Origin of the sequence: Flavobacterium sp. LC2016-23, assembly GCF_009674775.1 — a bacterium.
In the GTDB taxonomy this organism is placed as follows: Bacteria; Bacteroidota; Bacteroidia; order Flavobacteriales; family Flavobacteriaceae; genus Flavobacterium.
Genome location: NZ_WKKE01000018.1, coordinates 67,415 through 84,039, shown reverse-complemented (window position 1 = coordinate 84,039; position 16,625 = coordinate 67,415). Strand labels below are relative to the sequence as shown.

Sequence of the window (16,625 nt, the reverse complement as noted above, 5' to 3'; positions counted from 1 at the left end):
GAATATATTTATGGCTACTAAAAAAAACAATCAAACCAATAGTGTTAAAGACATTAACTACTATAAAAATAAATTCTGGCGAATTTTTGCTTATACGTTATTAGGCATTTTAGCTTTCTTTTTATTTGCTTCATGGGGATTATTCGGTTCCATGCCTTCTTTTGAAGATTTAGAGAATCCGGATTCTAATTTAGCTACAGAAATCATCTCTTCAGACGGAGTGGTGATCGGTAAATATTTCAAGACCAACAGATCGCAGCTTAAATATTCAGATCTGCCAAAAAGTTTGGTCGAGGCGTTGGTTGCTACCGAAGATGCCCGTTTTTACGAGCATTCAGGAATTGACGGACGCGGAACTTTAAGAGCTGTTTTTACCTTAGGAACAAATGGAGGAGCAAGTACCTTAACACAGCAGTTAGCAAAACAATTGTTTCATGGAGAAGGATCTAAATTTCTTCCTTTCAGGATTGTACAAAAAATAAAAGAATGGATTATTGCAATTCGTCTGGAAAGACAATATACAAAAAATGAAATTCTGGCGATGTACTGCAACGTCTATGATTTCGGAAATTATTCAGTTGGAGTAAGTTCTGCCGCACAAACCTATTTTTCGAAAGACCCGAAAGATTTAACAATGGACGAATCGGCTATTTTGGTTGGAATGTTCAAAAATTCAGGATTATACAATCCTGTTAGAAATCCGGAAGGGGTGAAGAACCGCCGTAATGTGGTACTTTCTCAGATGGAAAAAGCAAAAATGATTTCTTCTGCTGAAAAATTAAGATTGCAGGCTTTGCCAATTGCCTTAAAATTTAAACTGGAGAGTCATCGTGAAGGAACAGCTACCTATTTCAGAGAATACCTTCGTGATTACATGAAAAAATGGGTTGCTGAAAATAAAAAACCCGATGGTTCGGATTATGATATCTACAAAGATGGTTTAAAAATTTACACAACTATCGATTCCAGAATGCAGCAATATGCTGAAGAAGCCGTTTCTGCACACATGAAAAACCTGCAGCAGCAGTTTTTTATTGAAATGAAAAACAATAAAAATGCTCCCTTCGTAAACATTACCAAAGCAGAAACAGATCGTATTATGATGCAGGCCATGAAGAATTCTACGCGCTGGGCAATCATGAAGGATATGGATAAAAGTGAGGATGATATTATCAATTCATTCAAAGTAAAAACGAAAATGCGCATATTTACGTGGAAAGGCGAACGCGATACTACGATGACTCCACTGGATTCCATTCGTTATTACAAACACTTTTTACAATCAGGTTTAATGGCGATGGAGCCTCAAACCGGAAATATAAAAGCCTGGGTTGGGGGAATCAATTATAAATATTTCCAGTACGATCACGTGGGTCAGGGAGCAAGACAGGTTGGTTCTACTTTTAAGCCGTTTGTGTACGCTACTGCAATCGAACAATTGAATATGTCTCCTTGTGATTCAATACTTGACGGACCGTTTATGATTCATAAAGGACGTCACCACGTAACGGAAGACTGGGAACCAAGAAACTCGGACAACAGATACCGTGGAATGGTTACCTTAAAACAAGGTTTGGCCAATTCTATCAATACCGTTTCTGCAAAATTAATTGACAGAACAGGTCCTGAGGCTGTTGTTGAATTAACAAAGAAATTAGGAGTAAAAACAGAAATCCCGGTACAGCCTTCAATTGCATTAGGTGCTGTTGATATTACGGTTGAAGACATGGTTGCTGCTTACAGCACATTTGCAAACCAGGGTGTGTATGTAAAACCGCAATTTTTAAGCCGTATCGAAAACAAAAGCGGAGAGGTTATTTATGAACCGATTCCGGAATCACACGACGTTCTGAATAAAGACATTGCTTTTGCAGTAATCAAATTACTTCAGGGGGTAACGGAAACAGGCTCAGGTGCACGTTTACGTACACAGGGCGGAGGAAGCGGTGATAATCGCTGGACAGGATATCCGTACATGTTTACCAACCCGATTGCAGGTAAAACAGGAACAACACAAAACCAGTCAGACGGTTGGTTTATGGGAATGGTTCCGAATCTGGTAACGGGTGTTTGGGTAGGTTGTGAAGACCGTTCCGCACGTTTCAAAAGTTTGACGTACGGACAGGGAGCAACAGCTGCATTACCGGTTTGGGCTTACTTTATGAAACTTTGCTATGCCGATCCGACACTTCAGGTTTCAAAAGCTGAGTTCGAGCGCCCGGCTAATCTTTCTATAAAAGTAGATTGTTATACCAGACCTGCGGTTGTAAAAGATACGACACAAACAGAACAAAACACAGACGAATTCGAACTCTAGTTTAATTTCGTTTCTCCAATAAAAATCCTTTTGCACCTCCTGAATCCGGAAGAACAAAAGGATTTTTTTGTGATCTATGATGAGCTGTTCTGTGATTACTTTAGCAAGATCGAACTAAATTTGCCTGGGAAACAATAATCACGCAAAATCGCCAAGGAATATAACTTTGCGACTCTGCGTCTTTGCGTGAACCAAAAAATCTGTAATTGGTTTAATGAAGTCATGCTAAATATAAATCCAAAGATAGTTCACACAAAATAGCCAAGCAATCAACTCTGCGACTTTGCGTGAACCAAAAATCTCCCAGATCTGCTAAATCTGCGAGAGTTTTTCCTTGTGCGTAAATTAGTCTTTCCCAAGTTACGTTCTAATGAATAGATGAGGTTATTTTATTTCTTACGAAATCGTTATAATTTAATCTAAAAATCTTATTTTTATCAAAAATATACGATAATAAAGACCATTTGTTATGATTACAAAAAAAGTAAATAACGTTCAGGAAGCCATAGCAGGAATCGAAAGCGGAATGACTATAATGTTTGGTGGTTTTGGACTTTGCGGGATTCCCGAAAATACAATAGCAGCCTTAGTAAATACACCTATTTCTGATTTAACCTGTATCTCGAATAATGCAGGAGTGGATGATTTTGGACTTGGACTGCTTTTGCAAAAGAAACAAATCAAAAAAATGATTTCTTCTTATGTAGGAGAAAATGCCGAGTTCGAACGTCAGATGCTTTCGGGAGAACTGGATGTAGAACTGACACCACAAGGAACTTTGGCGGAACGTTGCCGTGCAGCACAGGCCGGAATTCCCGCTTTCTTTACACCAGCCGGTTACGGAACGGAAGTGGCTGAAGGAAAAGAAGCACGCGAATTCAACGGAAAAATGCACATTATGGAAGAAGCTTTCAAAGCAGATTTTGCCATTGTAAAAGCATGGAAAGGGGACGAAGCCGGAAATCTTATTTTTAAAGGAACCGCCAGAAACTTTAACGCCTGTATGGCCGGAGCAGGAAAAATTACTATTGCTGAGGTTGAAGAACTGGTGCCGGTGGGATCATTAGATCCTAATCAGATCCATATTCCGGGAATTATGGTACAGCGTATCTTTCAGGGAGAAAAATTCGAAAAGAGAATTGAGCAAAGAACGGTGAGAACAAGGAATTAGATAATTGAGATAATGAGGCAATTAGATAATGTTTAAAATTATCTAATTATCAAATGCTCTAATTGACACATTAAAAAATATGGGACTTAGTAAAGAAGATATAGCAAAGCGAATTGAGCAAAGAACGGTGAGAACAAGGAATTAGATAATTGAGATAATGAGGCAATTAGATAATGTTTAAAATTATCTAATTATCAAATGCTCTAATTGACACATTATAAAATATGGGACTTAGTAAAGAAGATATAGCAAAACGAATTGCGAAAGAAGTAAAAGACAGGTATTTTGTCAATCTTGGTATCGGGATTCCGACTTTGGTGGCGAATTATGTGAGACACGATATTGCGGTGGAATTCCAAAGTGAAAATGGGGTTCTGGGTATGGGACCTTTTCCTTTTGAAGGAGAAGAAGATGCCGATATCATTAATGCAGGAAAACAAACGATAACAACACTTCCGGGAGCCAGTTTCTTTGATTCTGCTTTTAGTTTCGGAATGATTCGAAGCCAGAAAGTAGATTTAACTATTTTGGGTGCCATGGAAGTTTCTGAAAACGGAGATATCGCCAACTGGAAAATTCCGGGTAAAATGGTAAAAGGAATGGGAGGCGCAATGGATCTGGTGGCTTCGGCTGAAAATATCATTGTAGCCATGATGCATGTAAACAAGGCCGGAGAATCTAAAATCCTGAAAAAATGTACTTTGCCATTAACAGGAGTAGGATGCGTTAAAAAGGTAGTAACGGAGCTTGCGGTTCTCGAAGTGACAGAAAAAGGTTTTAAGCTCTTAGAAAGAGCGCCAGGCGTTTCTGTAGAGCATATTATTGCTTCAACTGAAGCAGATTTAATAATTGAGGGAGAAATACCGGAAATGGTCCTTTAAATAAATACTTTGCTAAAATAAAAAACCGCCTGATTTCAGGCGGTTTTTGTTATTTATAAAGTTTTGTGACTTTGCATTTTGCACGAAACAAACCTTATAGAACCCTGAGGTTTAATTTTACAAATTAAAAGAAGCTCCTAAACTAAAAGTAGCCTGATTGTTTAAGTGGTAAAAAGGATCGTCGTTGTTTCCGTATTTTGCAATAGGAAATCCAAGCTCTGTGAAAACGCCAAATCCGTCCGTAAAGAAGTAACGACCTCCAACATGACCTCCGAAATTGTGTAACCCTATACTTAATCCAGGATATACATCTAATTGCTCAACGCCAATTACGCTTGATAAATTGGCATTAATTCTTGCTTTAGCATCAAAACGATCTTTGAAGTCTGCTCTAGAATCATTGTATACAGCTGTATTACCACGGTAAAAACCGGAAAAGTTGTCTACGCCCAATAAATAATTAGCAACAAAACCAAATGAGAAGTTTTCTCCTAATCCAAAATCCACAGAACCCTGAATTCCGGAACCACCATCTTGCAGATTAGCACCAACATTAACTTTCACATCACCTTTTCCTGTAAAAGCTTTTTGTGCTTGTGTGATTCCAAATGTTACTAAAAACAATAGTGTAATTACCTTTTTCATAAATTTTTTAAATTTTTAATTATTTCTAAAGTGCAAAAATAACTTTTTAGAAATCAATTCCTACCTCTTTCGTTAGAATACAGTTCGTTCAAAGGATCGCTTTGCCAAAATTCCTTGGTATCAACGTTCATAATCGTCAACGGACCTTTGAAGGCAGCGCCCGTATCCACATTCCAGACACAGGCTTTTTGTACCGGAACCGTTTTACCGATTCGGGTGACCGGTGTATGGCCAATATAAACTTCTTTGTAAACGGTCAAACGTTTTGGATAGTACAGATCGTCGGGTTTTAAATTCGGATCCAAAGCTAGTGCTGACTCCCAAAGGGTTCTGTCCCAGTAGAATAATTTAGAAAAGAATTCGTAGGTTACACCACTTAGATTTGTAAATCCGGCGTGGACAAATAAACGGTTCTGATCGTCCAGGTGATAATCCTGTAAAGATTCCAAAAAGGCAATGTGTTCTTTCTTTTTTTCTTCAGAAAGTTTGGAGTATCCTTCAACAGTAGCTTTTCCGCCATGTTTGTACCACATTTCTTCATCAAAGTCTTCATGTCTGTTTTCCAGCCAGTCCATTGCCAGCTGATCGTGATTTCCCCTGATGCAAATGCAGTTTTGTTTGCTTTTAAGGTCAATTAAAAAATCAATCACCTGCGTCGAATGACTCCAGCCGTCAACATAATCGCCTAAAAATATAAGAGTATCTTTTTCGGTAACATTCGCTTTCTCCAGCACTTGCTCAAGTGCTAGTAATCCCCCGTGTATGTCACCTATAACAAATGTTCGCATTTTGTATTATTTCGTGTAGGCAAAAATAAAGAAAATGATTTGTTTTACCCATTAAGTTAAGAATCTTTATAAATGTCAGAAAAAATCCTTTTTCGAAGTTTAATCTAAGTTTTGCTTTACAAAAAATACAGTCTTGAAGATAATTCCCGCTTTTTTCGCTTGAAATTTCAATTTAAAATGGGTCAGTTTTCGCTTTCGCACAGTAAAAAAAGGTCAAAAAAGTTATTTTTTTATATAAAATGTTAGTTTTCAGTACTGTAGTTGTTTAATCTGTAAGGCATTGTCAAACCTGAGATTTCTTGTTATTTTTAAGTGTTTTTACCCGTCTAAATGTTGTATTTTATCGATAAAAGGTAAATTTATCCGTTTAATTAACAAAATTTATATATTTTTATCACTCAAATAAAGTATTTACTTACATAATTTATTTGATGATTTTTAACCCCTTTTTAACTAACCAAAATTCAAAATTGCTTATGAAAAGTACATTACCCAGAATTGTAACAACAACGGTTGCTGCATTTGCATTTTCATTATCTGCATTCGCTCAGGAAACAGATAAAAGAATAAGTCAGAAAAGTTTATCTGAAAACGGAGAGCCAAGTTTAATTACTTTCAGTGACAAATCAACCTATAAAGGCTCTGATTATGATAAAGTATTTAAAGAACAATTGGCCCTGAAAGACAACCAGTCTTTTTCGAAAATTAAAAGCGAATCAGATCGCGAGGGTTTTACCCATGAAAAATTTCAGTTGTATGAACAAGGAATTAAAGTAGAATTTGCCAATTATACTTTGCATTCAAAAAATGGAAAACTACAGTCGATGAATGGCGAGTTTTACAAAATTGTAAATGCGAAAGTAAAACCGGCCCTTTCTGCACAGGAAGCTTTCAACAGGGCAGTCGCCCTTACCGGCGCTAAAACCTATCTTTGGGATTCGCCACAGGATGCTGCCGCAATGGATTATGCAAAGCCGAAAGGAGAATTGGTTTTCTTACCGGATATGGAAAACCAGGGCAAAGAACGAACTACTGATAAAGTTCGTTTGGCATATAAATTTGATATTTATGCCACCAATCCTTTAAGCCGTGGTGATTTGTATATCGATGCTGTTACAGGACAAGCCCTGTTTTATAATGCAACGATCAAACACCTTGGCGAAAACGTTCATGGAAAATCAAAAGCTGCTGCGAATGAAAACAGTGTAAATGCAAAAATGGCGGTTGTGGCTGCTAATGCGGCAACACGTTACAGCGGAACACAAACTATACAGACGACACTAAGCGGATCTTCTTATATTTTATCAGACGGAACGCGTGGAAATGGAATCCAGACGTACAACTCTGCGAGAACAGCAACGTATCCTACAACCAATTTTACCGATGCCGATAATAACTGGATCGAATACAATAACACCAATAAAGACAATGGGGCACTTGATGCACATTGGGGTGCTGAAATGACTTACGATTACTGGTCAGCAGTTCATGGCAGAAACAGTTATGATGACGCCGGAGCTAAAATTAAAAGTTATGTGCATTATAATCTAGTAGCTGCAGGTTACCCGAATAACAATAATGCCTTCTGGAACGGAAGTGTTATGACGTACGGTGACGGAACCGGAACCGGAGGATTTGATATCTTAACGGCTATGGACGTTGCAGGTCACGAAATCGGTCATGCGGTTTGTACGTATACCGCAAATTTGGCCTATCAAAAAGAATCGGGTGCGATGAATGAAGGTTTTTCTGATATTTGGGGAGCTTGTATCGAATACCGTGCTGCGCCTACAAAATCAACCTGGCTGGTTGGTGAAGATATCGAAAGAAGATCAGGACATTTGGCTTTGCGCTCTATGAGTGATCCAAATTCTGAAGGTCAGCCGGACACTTACGGAGGAACCTATTGGGTAAATGTAAATTGTACGCCGACTAACAATAATGACCAATGTGGAGTGCATACCAATTCGGGAGTATTAAATCACTGGTTTTATATTCTTTCAGTAGGTAAATCAGGAACAAATGATCTTGGAAATGCCTATAATGTTACAGGGATCACAATTGATAAAGCAGCAAAAATTGCGTATCGTTTAGAAAGCAACTACTTATCTGCGAACTCTACTTATGCGACTGCCAGAACTTACGGAATTCAGTCTGCTATCGATTTATACGGAGCAGGTTCAGCTGAGGTTATCGCAACAACCAATGCCTTTTACGCCGTTGGTGTCGGAGCAGCGTATTCAGGCGGATCAGGAGATACAACTGCGCCATCAGCACCGTCTTCTTTAGCAGCTTCAGGAACTACCGGAACAACGACCAATTTAACGTGGACTGCCGCTACAGATAATGTTGCCGTAACCGGATACGATGTTTATCAGGGAACTACTCTAAAAGGCACGGTTACCACAACAAGTTATACTGTAACAGGACTTACAGCTTCAACAGCTTATACCTTTTCTGTAAAAGCGAAAGATGCCGCTGGAAATGTTTCTGCAGCCAGTAACACTGTAAATGTGACAACATTGGCAGGTTCGGTGACCTATTGTACTTCAAAAGGGAACAGTGCTTCTGATGAACGAATTGGTAAAGTAGTATTTGGTACGATCAACAATACTTCTACAGGAACAACGGGTTACGAGAATCTGACAGCCATTTCTACAAATGCAGGAAGAGGAACAGCTTATACCATTACTATTACACCATCATGGACTTCTTCTGTGTACAGTGAAGGATATGCCGTATTTATTGATTACAACCAGGATGGAGATTTCTCTGACAGCGGAGAAACGGTTTGGACAAAAAGTGCGTCAACAACAACTCCGGTTTCGGGATCGATTACAATTCCTGCAACGGCAACACTTGGAACAACAAGGTTGAGAGTTTCGATGAAATACAATGGTATTCCAACAGCTTGTGAGAGTTTTTCTTATGGACAGGTAGAAGATTATTCCGTAAACATTACAGCTTCAGGAATAGTAGAAGTGAATGAAATCGCCATAGCTGATAAACTAAGTTCCGATATTACCTTGTATCCAAATCCTGTTGACAATGAATTGAATATTTCACTATCCGATAAAACGGGATCAGACTTTACAATCACAAACGCTTTAGGTCAAAGGGTAAGTTCAGGTCACTTATCTGAAAATCCAATTGATGTAAGCAAATTAAATACCGGAATCTATTTTATTGAATTCAATGGTGCTCAAAAAAGAGTTACCAAGAAGTTTATCAAAAAATAAGTTCTGTTTTTAAAATACTAAAGGCCTCGCAATTGCGGGGCTTTTTTTGTACCTAAAGTTTATAAAACTGCTTAAATTTGTACTATGTCTGAAACCCCTCCATATAGAAAAATTATCCATATAGATATGGATGCTTTTTATGCTTCGGTAGAGCAAATGGATAATCCTGCTTTACGCGGGAAACCTGTTGCAGTTGGAGGATCAGAGAATAGAGGAGTAGTTGCGGCAGCAAGTTATGAGGCCCGAAAGTTTGGTGTTCGCAGTGCCCTAAGCGGTGTTCTGGCCAAAAGATATTGTCCCGAAATTATCTTTGTCAGGCCACGTTTTGATCGATACAAGGAGATTTCGGGTAAAATTCATGAAATTTTTCATGACTATACCGATCTGGTCGAACCGCTTTCGCTGGACGAGGCGTATCTGGATGTCACCCAAAATAAAAAAGGAAATCCCAGCGCAAGTCTACTGGCCCAGGAAATCAGACTAAGAATTCTGAATGAAGTAGGTCTTACGGCTTCGGCGGGGATTTCGGTCAATAAATTTGTGGCTAAAATTGCGAGCGATATTAACAAACCAAACGGACAGAAAACAGTAAACCCAGACGAGATTCCGGCCTTCCTGGAAGAATTGCCCATTCGGAAGTTTTATGGAGTTGGGAAAGTAACCACCGAAAAAATGTACCAACTGGGTATTTTTACCGGAAATGATCTGAAAAGTAAATCGCAGGAGTTCCTGGAGAAACATTTCGGGAAATCCGGAACCTTTTATTATAAAGTGGTTCGCGGCATTCATAACAGCGAAGTTAAACCGTATCGGATAACCAAGTCTGTAGCGGCGGAACATACTTTTGATGTCAATTTATCGTCGGAAATTTTTATGTTAGAACAGCTCGAACGGATCGCTGTTTCCTTAGAAAAACGTCTGAAGAAACATAAGATTTCCGGAAAAACGGTTACGCTTAAAATCAAATACAGCGATTTTACACAACAAACCCGCAGCAAAACCTTACCTTATTTTATTTCAGACAAAAGTCTGATTATGGAAATAGTGGAGGAACTTTTATATCAGGAAAGAATGAAAGATTCCGTACGTTTGCTGGGAATTTCAATGAACAACCTGAACACAGAGGAGAAAAAGGCTGTTGTCGTTCAGTTGAAATTTGAATTTTGATACATTTAAAGAGCGTTAAATAGATTAGTTTTTTGTTTTGTGATGAAATTTCTCTCTACCTTTAGAGAAGACTTGTAGTCGCTATTAAATTATTGAGCATGAAAAAAGCCAAATTAGAAGAAATGTCCAATCATAATTCAGTTCCTATCATGGCGTGGGATTTTCATTATGAATATCTGAATGAATTGAAAGTTACTTTTACCGATTTAAAAAAAGTAAAAGAAATTTCGTCTCATTTTGCGTGGGATGAAGAGAACCTGAATATAGGCGAACGTCTTAAAGAAGAAGTTGTAGTGATTACGGACGTTAATATGAAGATTGTTTTCGCTTCCAGCGGCATAAAAAAGATGACAGGATATACTGAAAGTGAAGTCCTGGGAAAAACACCAAAGATGTTTCAGGGAGCAGCAACTTCTAAAACGGATTTAAAAGAAATAAGAAAAGCAATTGAACTGGAAATTCCATTTGAGAAAACCATCAAAAATTACAAGAAAAACGGTAAAATCTATATCTGCAGGATTTACGGTTCTCCGGTCTTCAACTTAAAAGGAAAACTATCGCATTATATCGCTTTCGAGAAGGAAGAATTAAGTGCGTGAGGGAGAAAAGTGATGAGTTATGAGTTTTAAGTTATGAGTAAAACGTGATTAGAAAATCAATACTTTTCAAAGATTAAAACAATAAAACCGCCTTTTGGGCGGTTTTATTGTTTTAATCTTTGCGAACCTAGCGTAAAGCCTTGCTACCTTGCGGTTAATAAAAACTATAAATTCTCAAAGAAATCATTCCCCTTATCATCCGTAATGATAAAAGCAGGAAAATCTTTTACCGTGATTTTACGAACAGCTTCCATTCCTAATTCTTCAAAATCAACTACTTCTACCTTCAGAATGTTATCCTGCGCCAAAATAGCCGCCGGACCTCCAATAGAACCCAGATAGAATCCACCATAGGTTTTGCAGGCTGTAGTAACCTGTTTAGATCTGTTTCCTTTTGCCAGCATAATCATACTTCCGCCATGTTTTTGAAATTCATCTACATAAACGTCCATACGACCGGCTGTTGTGGGTCCGAAACTTCCTGATGCCATTCCTTCAGGAGTTTTGGCAGGACCTGCATAGTAAACCGGGTGATTTTTGAAATACTCCGGCATTGGCTGACCGGATTCTAATAATTCCATGATTTTGGCATGCGCGATATCACGGGCTACAATTACAGTTCCATTTAGTTTTAAACGGGTTTTGATTGGATATTGCGTTAGTTTGGCTAAAATATCTGCCATTGGCATATTCAGGTCAATTTCAACCGGTGCTTCTAAATGTGGTGCTGTTTCCGGTAAGAACTGTTTTGGATTTACCTCTAATTGCTCCACGAATATGCCGTCTTTTGTAATTTTTCCTTTGATATTTCGGTCAGCAGAACAGGAAACTCCCAATCCAACCGGGCAGGACGCGGCATGACGCGGAAGACGAATGACACGCACGTCGTGCGTAAAGTATTTCCCGCCAAACTGAGCTCCGATAGCGCTTTCCTGGCAAATTTTCTGTACACGTTCTTCCCATTCTAGATCACGAAAAGCCTGACCGGCCATGTTTCCTGAAGTAGGCAAATGATCGTAGTACCCTGCAGAAGCTTTTTTAACGGCCCCTAAATTGGCTTCCGCCGAAGTTCCGCCAATTACCAAAGCCAAATGGTACGGAGGACAGGCTGAAGTACCTAAATCTTTTATTTTTTCGCGGATGAACTCATCCATTGCTTTATCGTTTAAAAGCGATTTTGTTTTTTGGTATAAAAAGGTTTTGTTGGCAGAGCCTCCTCCTTTCGCCATAAACAAGAACTCGTAAGAAGCTCCTTTTTTAGCATAAATATCAATTTGCGCCGGAAGATTCGAACCGGAATTCTTTTCTTCAAACATCGAAATTGGAACAATTTGCGAATAGCGTAAGTTACGTTTTTGGTAGGTATTAAAAATTCCTTTACTCAGCCATTCTGCGTCGTCGACACCGGTAAAGATGCTTTCTCCTTTTTTGGCCATTACGATGGCCGTTCCGGTATCCTGGCAGCTTGGCAGCTGACCTTCAGCGGCTACAGTAGCATTTTGCAGTAAGTTGTACGCCACAAAACGGTCGTTATCGGTCGCTTCGGGATCGTCTAAAATGTTACGGAGTTTTTGTAAATGCGTTGTTCTCAGCATAAACGAAACGTCAGTTAAAGCTTCTTCGGCTAATAATTCCAGACCTTTTGGGTCAACCGTCAGAATTTCGCGTTCTCCGAATTGTTCTACTTTTACAAAATCGGAAGTGATTTTGCGGTATTGGGTGTCATCCTTTAAGATGGGATAAGGATCCTGGTATATAAAATCAATCATTGCTTGTTTTTCTACAAAGTTAAAAATTATTTATTTTAGAAAGGATTTGAATAAGACCTCACTACATGTTATTGTATCTTGTGAAATTCATTAAAAGACATTTTTTTCTCAAAATAGGTTTTGCCTTCTGCGGTTAACAATTGTTTTGTCCAGTGCTGGTTTTTAAATTGAAAAACGATGGAATCAGAGTGTGTGGCGGTTCCCATGTCCTCATTGTCATCTTCAGGTTCAAATGCAACTCTTTTGCAATAGAAAGAATTGGTCTCTGATTTCCCGGTTGGAGCAGTGAATTCGACCCAGCTTCCCCAGCCGCTATCTGACATTGTATCCCATTCATATACCAGTTGGAGGCCTTTGTTTTTTAGATAATACAAGTAATTATTTTGTGTATAACCACAGGCAGGATAGCCGAAACTAACATGAATAAAAGAAGATTTTTTGTCTGCAGTGGAAGACAATCCGTACGATGCTCCCCATTCTGATCCTTTTTGATATCCTTCGATAGTTATTTTAGAAGAAACCGTTTTGGCTTGATCCTGATAAAAATCAAGCTGATACTGTTGGGTTATAATACTATCCTTATCTGCTTTTTGATTTAAAAGATGTGCAAGCATATAATTGTTTTTGGAAGTTTCGTCCCCTTCAGAAATTGAAATGGTATCTGTTTTTAAGAATTTCTCTTCCTTAACCAGCATAATTTCCGTTTTCTTTTCCGGGGCTATAACAGTTGCTTCAGTTGGTGTTTTCTCTTTTTGACAACCTGCCAGTAAAGCTAAAACAAATAGATATTTAACTTTCATGACTATTTAACACTAATCAGGTTAATGTCAAAAACAAGTACAGAACCACCCGGGATGCCTCCATAATCAAAGCTGCCGTATCCTAAACGGGCCGGTACGATCAGAACACCCTTTCCGCCTTCCTTAAAGAAAGGAATTCCTTCCGTCCATCCTTGTATTACTTGTTGTAAGCCAAATGTAGTGCCGGTATCAGGGCTCTGGTCAAAACCTTTTTTGGTTGTATAATAGCCTTTGTAAACAACGGTGACCGTTGAAGTTGCTGTTGGTTGTTTGCCTGTTCCGGGCTCAGTAATGATATAATACAAACCGGTAGCGGTTTTTTGGGCAGTCAGATTATTGTCAGCCAGATACTTTAGTATTTCGGCTTCATTTTTTTCGGTATAATCAATCGGAACTATTGGTTTATCGTCAATTTCGTTACTAACACAAGAAACAAAAAGGGTAAGGATTAGAGCAAATAAAGAATATTTCATTTTGGGTTATATTGTTTTTAAAAGGTTTGAATTAGTTCAGGATATGATGTTTAGAAAAACCAGCTGGCCACAAAAATGGCAGTAATCACACAAATTACGTCTACCAAAAGCATGGTGCCCAAAGCATAACGAGTGTTTTTAATATTTACTGAACCAAAATAAACGGCAATGACATAAAAAGTACTTTCGGCGCTACATTGAAAAATGCTGCTCAATCTACCCGTTAGGGAATCTGCCCCAAATGTATTCATAGAGTCAATTAAAAATCCTCTCGATCCTGCAGAACTAAAAGGGCGAAGCATGGCGACCGGCAAAGCATCCGTAATTTGTTTGTTGACACCCATATTCGAGAATACAAAAGCAATTCCATCACTGATAATTTCAAACAAACCGCTGTTTCTGAATAAGGAAATAGCCACCAGCATTCCCAAAACATAAGGGAAAATCGTAACTCCGGTTTTCACTCCGTTATTCGCACCTACCACAAACGCATCAAAAACGGTAGTACTGGCCTCGGTAAATTTCTTTTCATGACGCCATGAAAAGATTAATGTAAAAGCAATGATCGCGAATAAGATCAAACCGGAAAGATTAGAAGTAAAATAGTTTTTCCCAATTAAATCCAAATGATTCACGTACATCAGTAATCCAACAATAGCCGCGATTAATACCATTAAGGCAATAACCAGCGAAGCACTTTTGAAATTAATTTTCTGTCTGATTCCCACAATTAAGAAAGCGGCAATGGTACCAATAAACGAAGTAATAATACACGGCAGCATTACATCTGCCGGATTGCTGGCGTTGGCAGCAGCACGATAACCAATAATTGAAGTGGCGATTAAGGTAAGGCCTGAAGCATGTAAACACATAAACATGATCTGCGCATCACTGGCCCTGTCTTTGTCGGGGTTGATTTCCTGTAGACTTTCCATGGCTTTCAAACCAAACGGAGTCGCAGCAGAATCTAATCCTAAGAAATTTGCGGCAAAGTTCAACGTCATATAGGATATCGACGGGTGGTTTTTAGGAATACTCGGAAATACTTTTACAAACACCGGACTCAGTGCTTTGGCCAGTTTTCCCGAAGCTCCGGAAATGATTAAAAGTTCCATTAACCCGCAAAAGAAAGCCAGATAGGCAATAAGCGGCAGAATTAAATCGACCAAAGTGCTTTTACAGGTGGGTAATAAACCATCCGATTTTTGAAGACCGCTGTAGATTTTTACGGTTTTGTTTTTATAAACATAAGTGGTGTCGGCATTTAGCGTATCGCGGTTGATAATGATCGTTTGATCCGGTGCTTTTTTAATGCTGTCTTTGATAAAAGCAGGAAGTTGTTCGGCGTATTTTTCTGAAACCAGAATCGGATCGTCTTTTTTACCATTCAGAACATAATCAATAGTATACGTATTGGAGGTAAACAAACTGATTACAATAAAGGCAATCGACGAAATAAATATAGCTAACCAAAATCTACTTAATACCATAATTATATTTTTTTGTAAATGTAATTATTTAGCCATAATATGCGCAAAGATTTTAGTGCTGAAACACGAAGTATTTCTCAGAAACGCTAATCTTTTACTGAAAATTCAATTTATTCAATAATGATTTTGGTTTCCAGATACTTTTCGAAAGCGCTAAGGCCTTCCCATAAAATGGCTTTTTTATGATTTTCGGTTTCGTTAAAGAACTGTGTTTCTATTTTTGCATGGTCTTTTTTGATTGTTCTTTTCCAGGTTCCGATGGCTTTGCTGTTTTCCAGAATGACCGGTTTAAAAATTCCGTTATTCGTAAAAGCTTTCGACTGATGTTCCGGTAAAATCGAAGCTTGACGGGTCTTATAGGAAATCAGGATTTCATCAAAAGCGGGTAGAAAGTGTACACTTTCGCTGAAGCTGCTTTTAAGAGAAAGATGAGTTCCAAACCAGTACGTCTGATGATCAATTTCAACTGAGTTTAATTCTGATGCAATGGAGTTGAGTGCCAGTTTACAGGTTGTCTGTGGAAAACCGGACCACCAGGAAAAATCTGGCAGTGTTGCCGGACCGTGACTTTCAAAATAACGTTTCGCTAATTTTGCCAGACCTTCCTCTTTCGTCAATTTTGTTGTCGGTTTTGGGGCTTTCTCACTCAGTAAAGCATACGTCATTTGTTTTCCTTTCATTTTTCCGTTGCAGACCAAGCCTTCTAATTCTGCATACATCATGATGAGGACACCGCTTAAATAATAGTCACCGGAAACCTTTTTAAGATCAAGTTCCTGCATAATTTCATCCCGCGTTAAGTGATTGTTTCCGGCCAGTAATTTTTCGATAGCCGAATTAATCTTGTCGAACTCTTTTTCACCATAACCGTGCTTTTTGGTTTCCGCAAGAATAATACGTTTGACTTGTGGTCCCGAAACGTTCAGCATCCAGTAGATATCATCGGCAGAAACAAAATGCCAGGTTGGCCTGAGAATGTGTGTCCGGATGATTTTACCGGAATTAATGGCTTCTTCGATTTGTTTTTCAGTAGCATCACATCGCGAACCTATGGCCCATTTCGCCATGGCATAATCCTGCGCCTGCATAGCACCCAGATGATGCACAATTTGTTGCGGAGTATTTGCGCTTGTTTCTAAAAGCTTTTGCGAAGCAAGCCTGTAATGGGATATTTCCTGATGTGTCATTTTTTAAACCATATAAGTTATTGAAGTTCATTTAAGCTTTGTCCCTTTACAACTCTGCACCTTTGTCCCTTAGAATCTTAGCACCTCAGCACCTTAGAA

13 protein-coding genes are annotated in these 16,625 nt (G+C 38.7%); 6 read left to right on the top strand and 7 right to left on the bottom strand.

Annotated features, from left to right (window positions below; translation table 11 throughout):
- Nucleotides 1-10 precede the first annotated feature (10 nt).
- From GJU43_RS16080 to GJU43_RS16070, 3 genes are all read left to right on the top strand, one after another.
- A complete protein-coding gene (locus GJU43_RS16080; protein ID WP_154341871.1) occupies nt 11-2,317 on the top strand; it encodes a penicillin-binding protein 1A in 2,307 nt (768 codons plus the stop codon).
- 469 nt (nt 2,318-2,786) lie between these two features.
- Nucleotides 2,787-3,488, top strand: coding sequence for a CoA transferase subunit A (locus tag GJU43_RS16075; RefSeq protein WP_154341869.1), 702 nt, complete (start codon nt 2,787-2,789; stop codon nt 3,486-3,488).
- Between the two features lie 224 nt (nt 3,489-3,712).
- Complete coding sequence (locus GJU43_RS16070; RefSeq protein WP_154341867.1) at nt 3,713-4,369, top strand: 3-oxoacid CoA-transferase subunit B; 657 nt, start codon at nt 3,713-3,715, stop codon at nt 4,367-4,369.
- Between the two features lie 117 nt (nt 4,370-4,486).
- On the opposite strand, the gene GJU43_RS16065 is transcribed toward GJU43_RS16070, so the two are convergent.
- Nucleotides 4,487-5,014: a DUF6646 family protein gene (locus GJU43_RS16065; protein ID WP_154341865.1), complete on the bottom strand. Its 528-nt coding sequence runs from the start codon at nt 5,012-5,014 to the stop codon at nt 4,487-4,489.
- 53 nt (nt 5,015-5,067) lie between these two features.
- On the bottom strand, nt 5,068-5,802 hold the full coding sequence (locus GJU43_RS16060) for a metallophosphoesterase family protein (RefSeq protein ID WP_154341863.1): 735 nt from the start codon (nt 5,800-5,802) through the stop codon (nt 5,068-5,070).
- Between the two features lie 476 nt (nt 5,803-6,278).
- Here GJU43_RS16060 and GJU43_RS16055 point away from each other — a divergent pair, with 476 nt between their 5' ends.
- The 3 genes from GJU43_RS16055 to GJU43_RS16045 all read left to right on the top strand — a co-directional run bounded on the left by GJU43_RS16055 (nt 6,279) and on the right by GJU43_RS16045 (nt 10,807).
- Nucleotides 6,279-9,041: a M4 family metallopeptidase gene (locus GJU43_RS16055; protein ID WP_154341861.1), complete on the top strand. Its 2,763-nt coding sequence runs from the start codon at nt 6,279-6,281 to the stop codon at nt 9,039-9,041.
- A gap of 84 nt (nt 9,042-9,125) precedes the next feature.
- Nucleotides 9,126-10,208: a DNA polymerase IV gene (gene dinB, locus GJU43_RS16050; RefSeq protein ID WP_154341859.1), complete on the top strand. Its 1,083-nt coding sequence runs from the start codon at nt 9,126-9,128 to the stop codon at nt 10,206-10,208.
- Between the two features lie 98 nt (nt 10,209-10,306).
- The gene (locus tag GJU43_RS16045) at nt 10,307-10,807 is read left to right on the top strand and encodes a PAS domain-containing protein (RefSeq protein ID WP_154341857.1); all 501 of its coding nucleotides are present in this window, start codon (nt 10,307-10,309) and stop codon (nt 10,805-10,807) included.
- 164 nt (nt 10,808-10,971) lie between these two features.
- Here GJU43_RS16045 and GJU43_RS16040 read toward each other — a convergent pair whose 3' ends face one another.
- The 5 genes from GJU43_RS16040 to GJU43_RS16020 form a co-directional block, all read right to left on the bottom strand.
- Nucleotides 10,972-12,576 carry a fumarate hydratase gene (locus GJU43_RS16040; RefSeq protein WP_154341855.1) on the bottom strand — a complete coding sequence of 535 codons (1,605 nt, stop codon included), beginning with the start codon at nt 12,574-12,576 and terminating at the stop codon, nt 10,972-10,974.
- Nucleotides 12,577-12,644: 68 nt separating this feature from the next.
- Entirely contained in the window at nt 12,645-13,376 is a 732-nt protein-coding gene (locus GJU43_RS16035; RefSeq protein WP_154341853.1) for a hypothetical protein, read from the bottom strand.
- Between the two features lie 2 nt (nt 13,377-13,378).
- On the bottom strand, nt 13,379-13,849 hold the full coding sequence (locus GJU43_RS16030; protein WP_154341851.1) for an FKBP-type peptidyl-prolyl cis-trans isomerase: 471 nt from the start codon (nt 13,847-13,849) through the stop codon (nt 13,379-13,381).
- 50 nt (nt 13,850-13,899) lie between these two features.
- Nucleotides 13,900-15,339 carry a nucleoside recognition domain-containing protein gene (locus tag GJU43_RS16025; protein ID WP_154341849.1) on the bottom strand — a complete coding sequence of 480 codons (1,440 nt, stop codon included), beginning with the start codon at nt 15,337-15,339 and terminating at the stop codon, nt 13,900-13,902.
- 110 nt (nt 15,340-15,449) lie between these two features.
- Nucleotides 15,450-16,526 carry a winged helix DNA-binding domain-containing protein gene (locus GJU43_RS16020; protein ID WP_154341848.1) on the bottom strand — a complete coding sequence of 359 codons (1,077 nt, stop codon included), beginning with the start codon at nt 16,524-16,526 and terminating at the stop codon, nt 15,450-15,452.
- Nucleotides 16,527-16,625: the final 99 nt, after the last annotated feature.

Coding starts and splice junctions, on each gene's coding strand:
- GJU43_RS16060 (WP_154341863.1), bottom strand. CDS start 5,802: ATGCGAACATTTGTTATAGGTGACATACACGGGGGATTACTAGCACTT.
- GJU43_RS16075 (WP_154341869.1), top strand. CDS start 2,787: ATGATTACAAAAAAAGTAAATAACGTTCAGGAAGCCATAGCAGGAATC.
- GJU43_RS16025 (WP_154341849.1), bottom strand. CDS start 15,339: ATGGTATTAAGTAGATTTTGGTTAGCTATATTTATTTCGTCGATTGCC.
- GJU43_RS16080 (WP_154341871.1), top strand. CDS start 11: ATGGCTACTAAAAAAAACAATCAAACCAATAGTGTTAAAGACATTAAC.
- dinB (WP_154341859.1), top strand. CDS start 9,126: ATGTCTGAAACCCCTCCATATAGAAAAATTATCCATATAGATATGGAT.
- GJU43_RS16035 (WP_154341853.1), bottom strand. CDS start 13,376: ATGAAAGTTAAATATCTATTTGTTTTAGCTTTACTGGCAGGTTGTCAA.
- GJU43_RS16070 (WP_154341867.1), top strand. CDS start 3,713: ATGGGACTTAGTAAAGAAGATATAGCAAAACGAATTGCGAAAGAAGTA.
- GJU43_RS16045 (WP_154341857.1), top strand. CDS start 10,307: ATGAAAAAAGCCAAATTAGAAGAAATGTCCAATCATAATTCAGTTCCT.
- GJU43_RS16065 (WP_154341865.1), bottom strand. CDS start 5,014: ATGAAAAAGGTAATTACACTATTGTTTTTAGTAACATTTGGAATCACA.
- GJU43_RS16040 (WP_154341855.1), bottom strand. CDS start 12,576: ATGATTGATTTTATATACCAGGATCCTTATCCCATCTTAAAGGATGAC.
- GJU43_RS16020 (WP_154341848.1), bottom strand. CDS start 16,526: ATGACACATCAGGAAATATCCCATTACAGGCTTGCTTCGCAAAAGCTT.
- GJU43_RS16030 (WP_154341851.1), bottom strand. CDS start 13,849: ATGAAATATTCTTTATTTGCTCTAATCCTTACCCTTTTTGTTTCTTGT.
- GJU43_RS16055 (WP_154341861.1), top strand. CDS start 6,279: ATGAAAAGTACATTACCCAGAATTGTAACAACAACGGTTGCTGCATTT.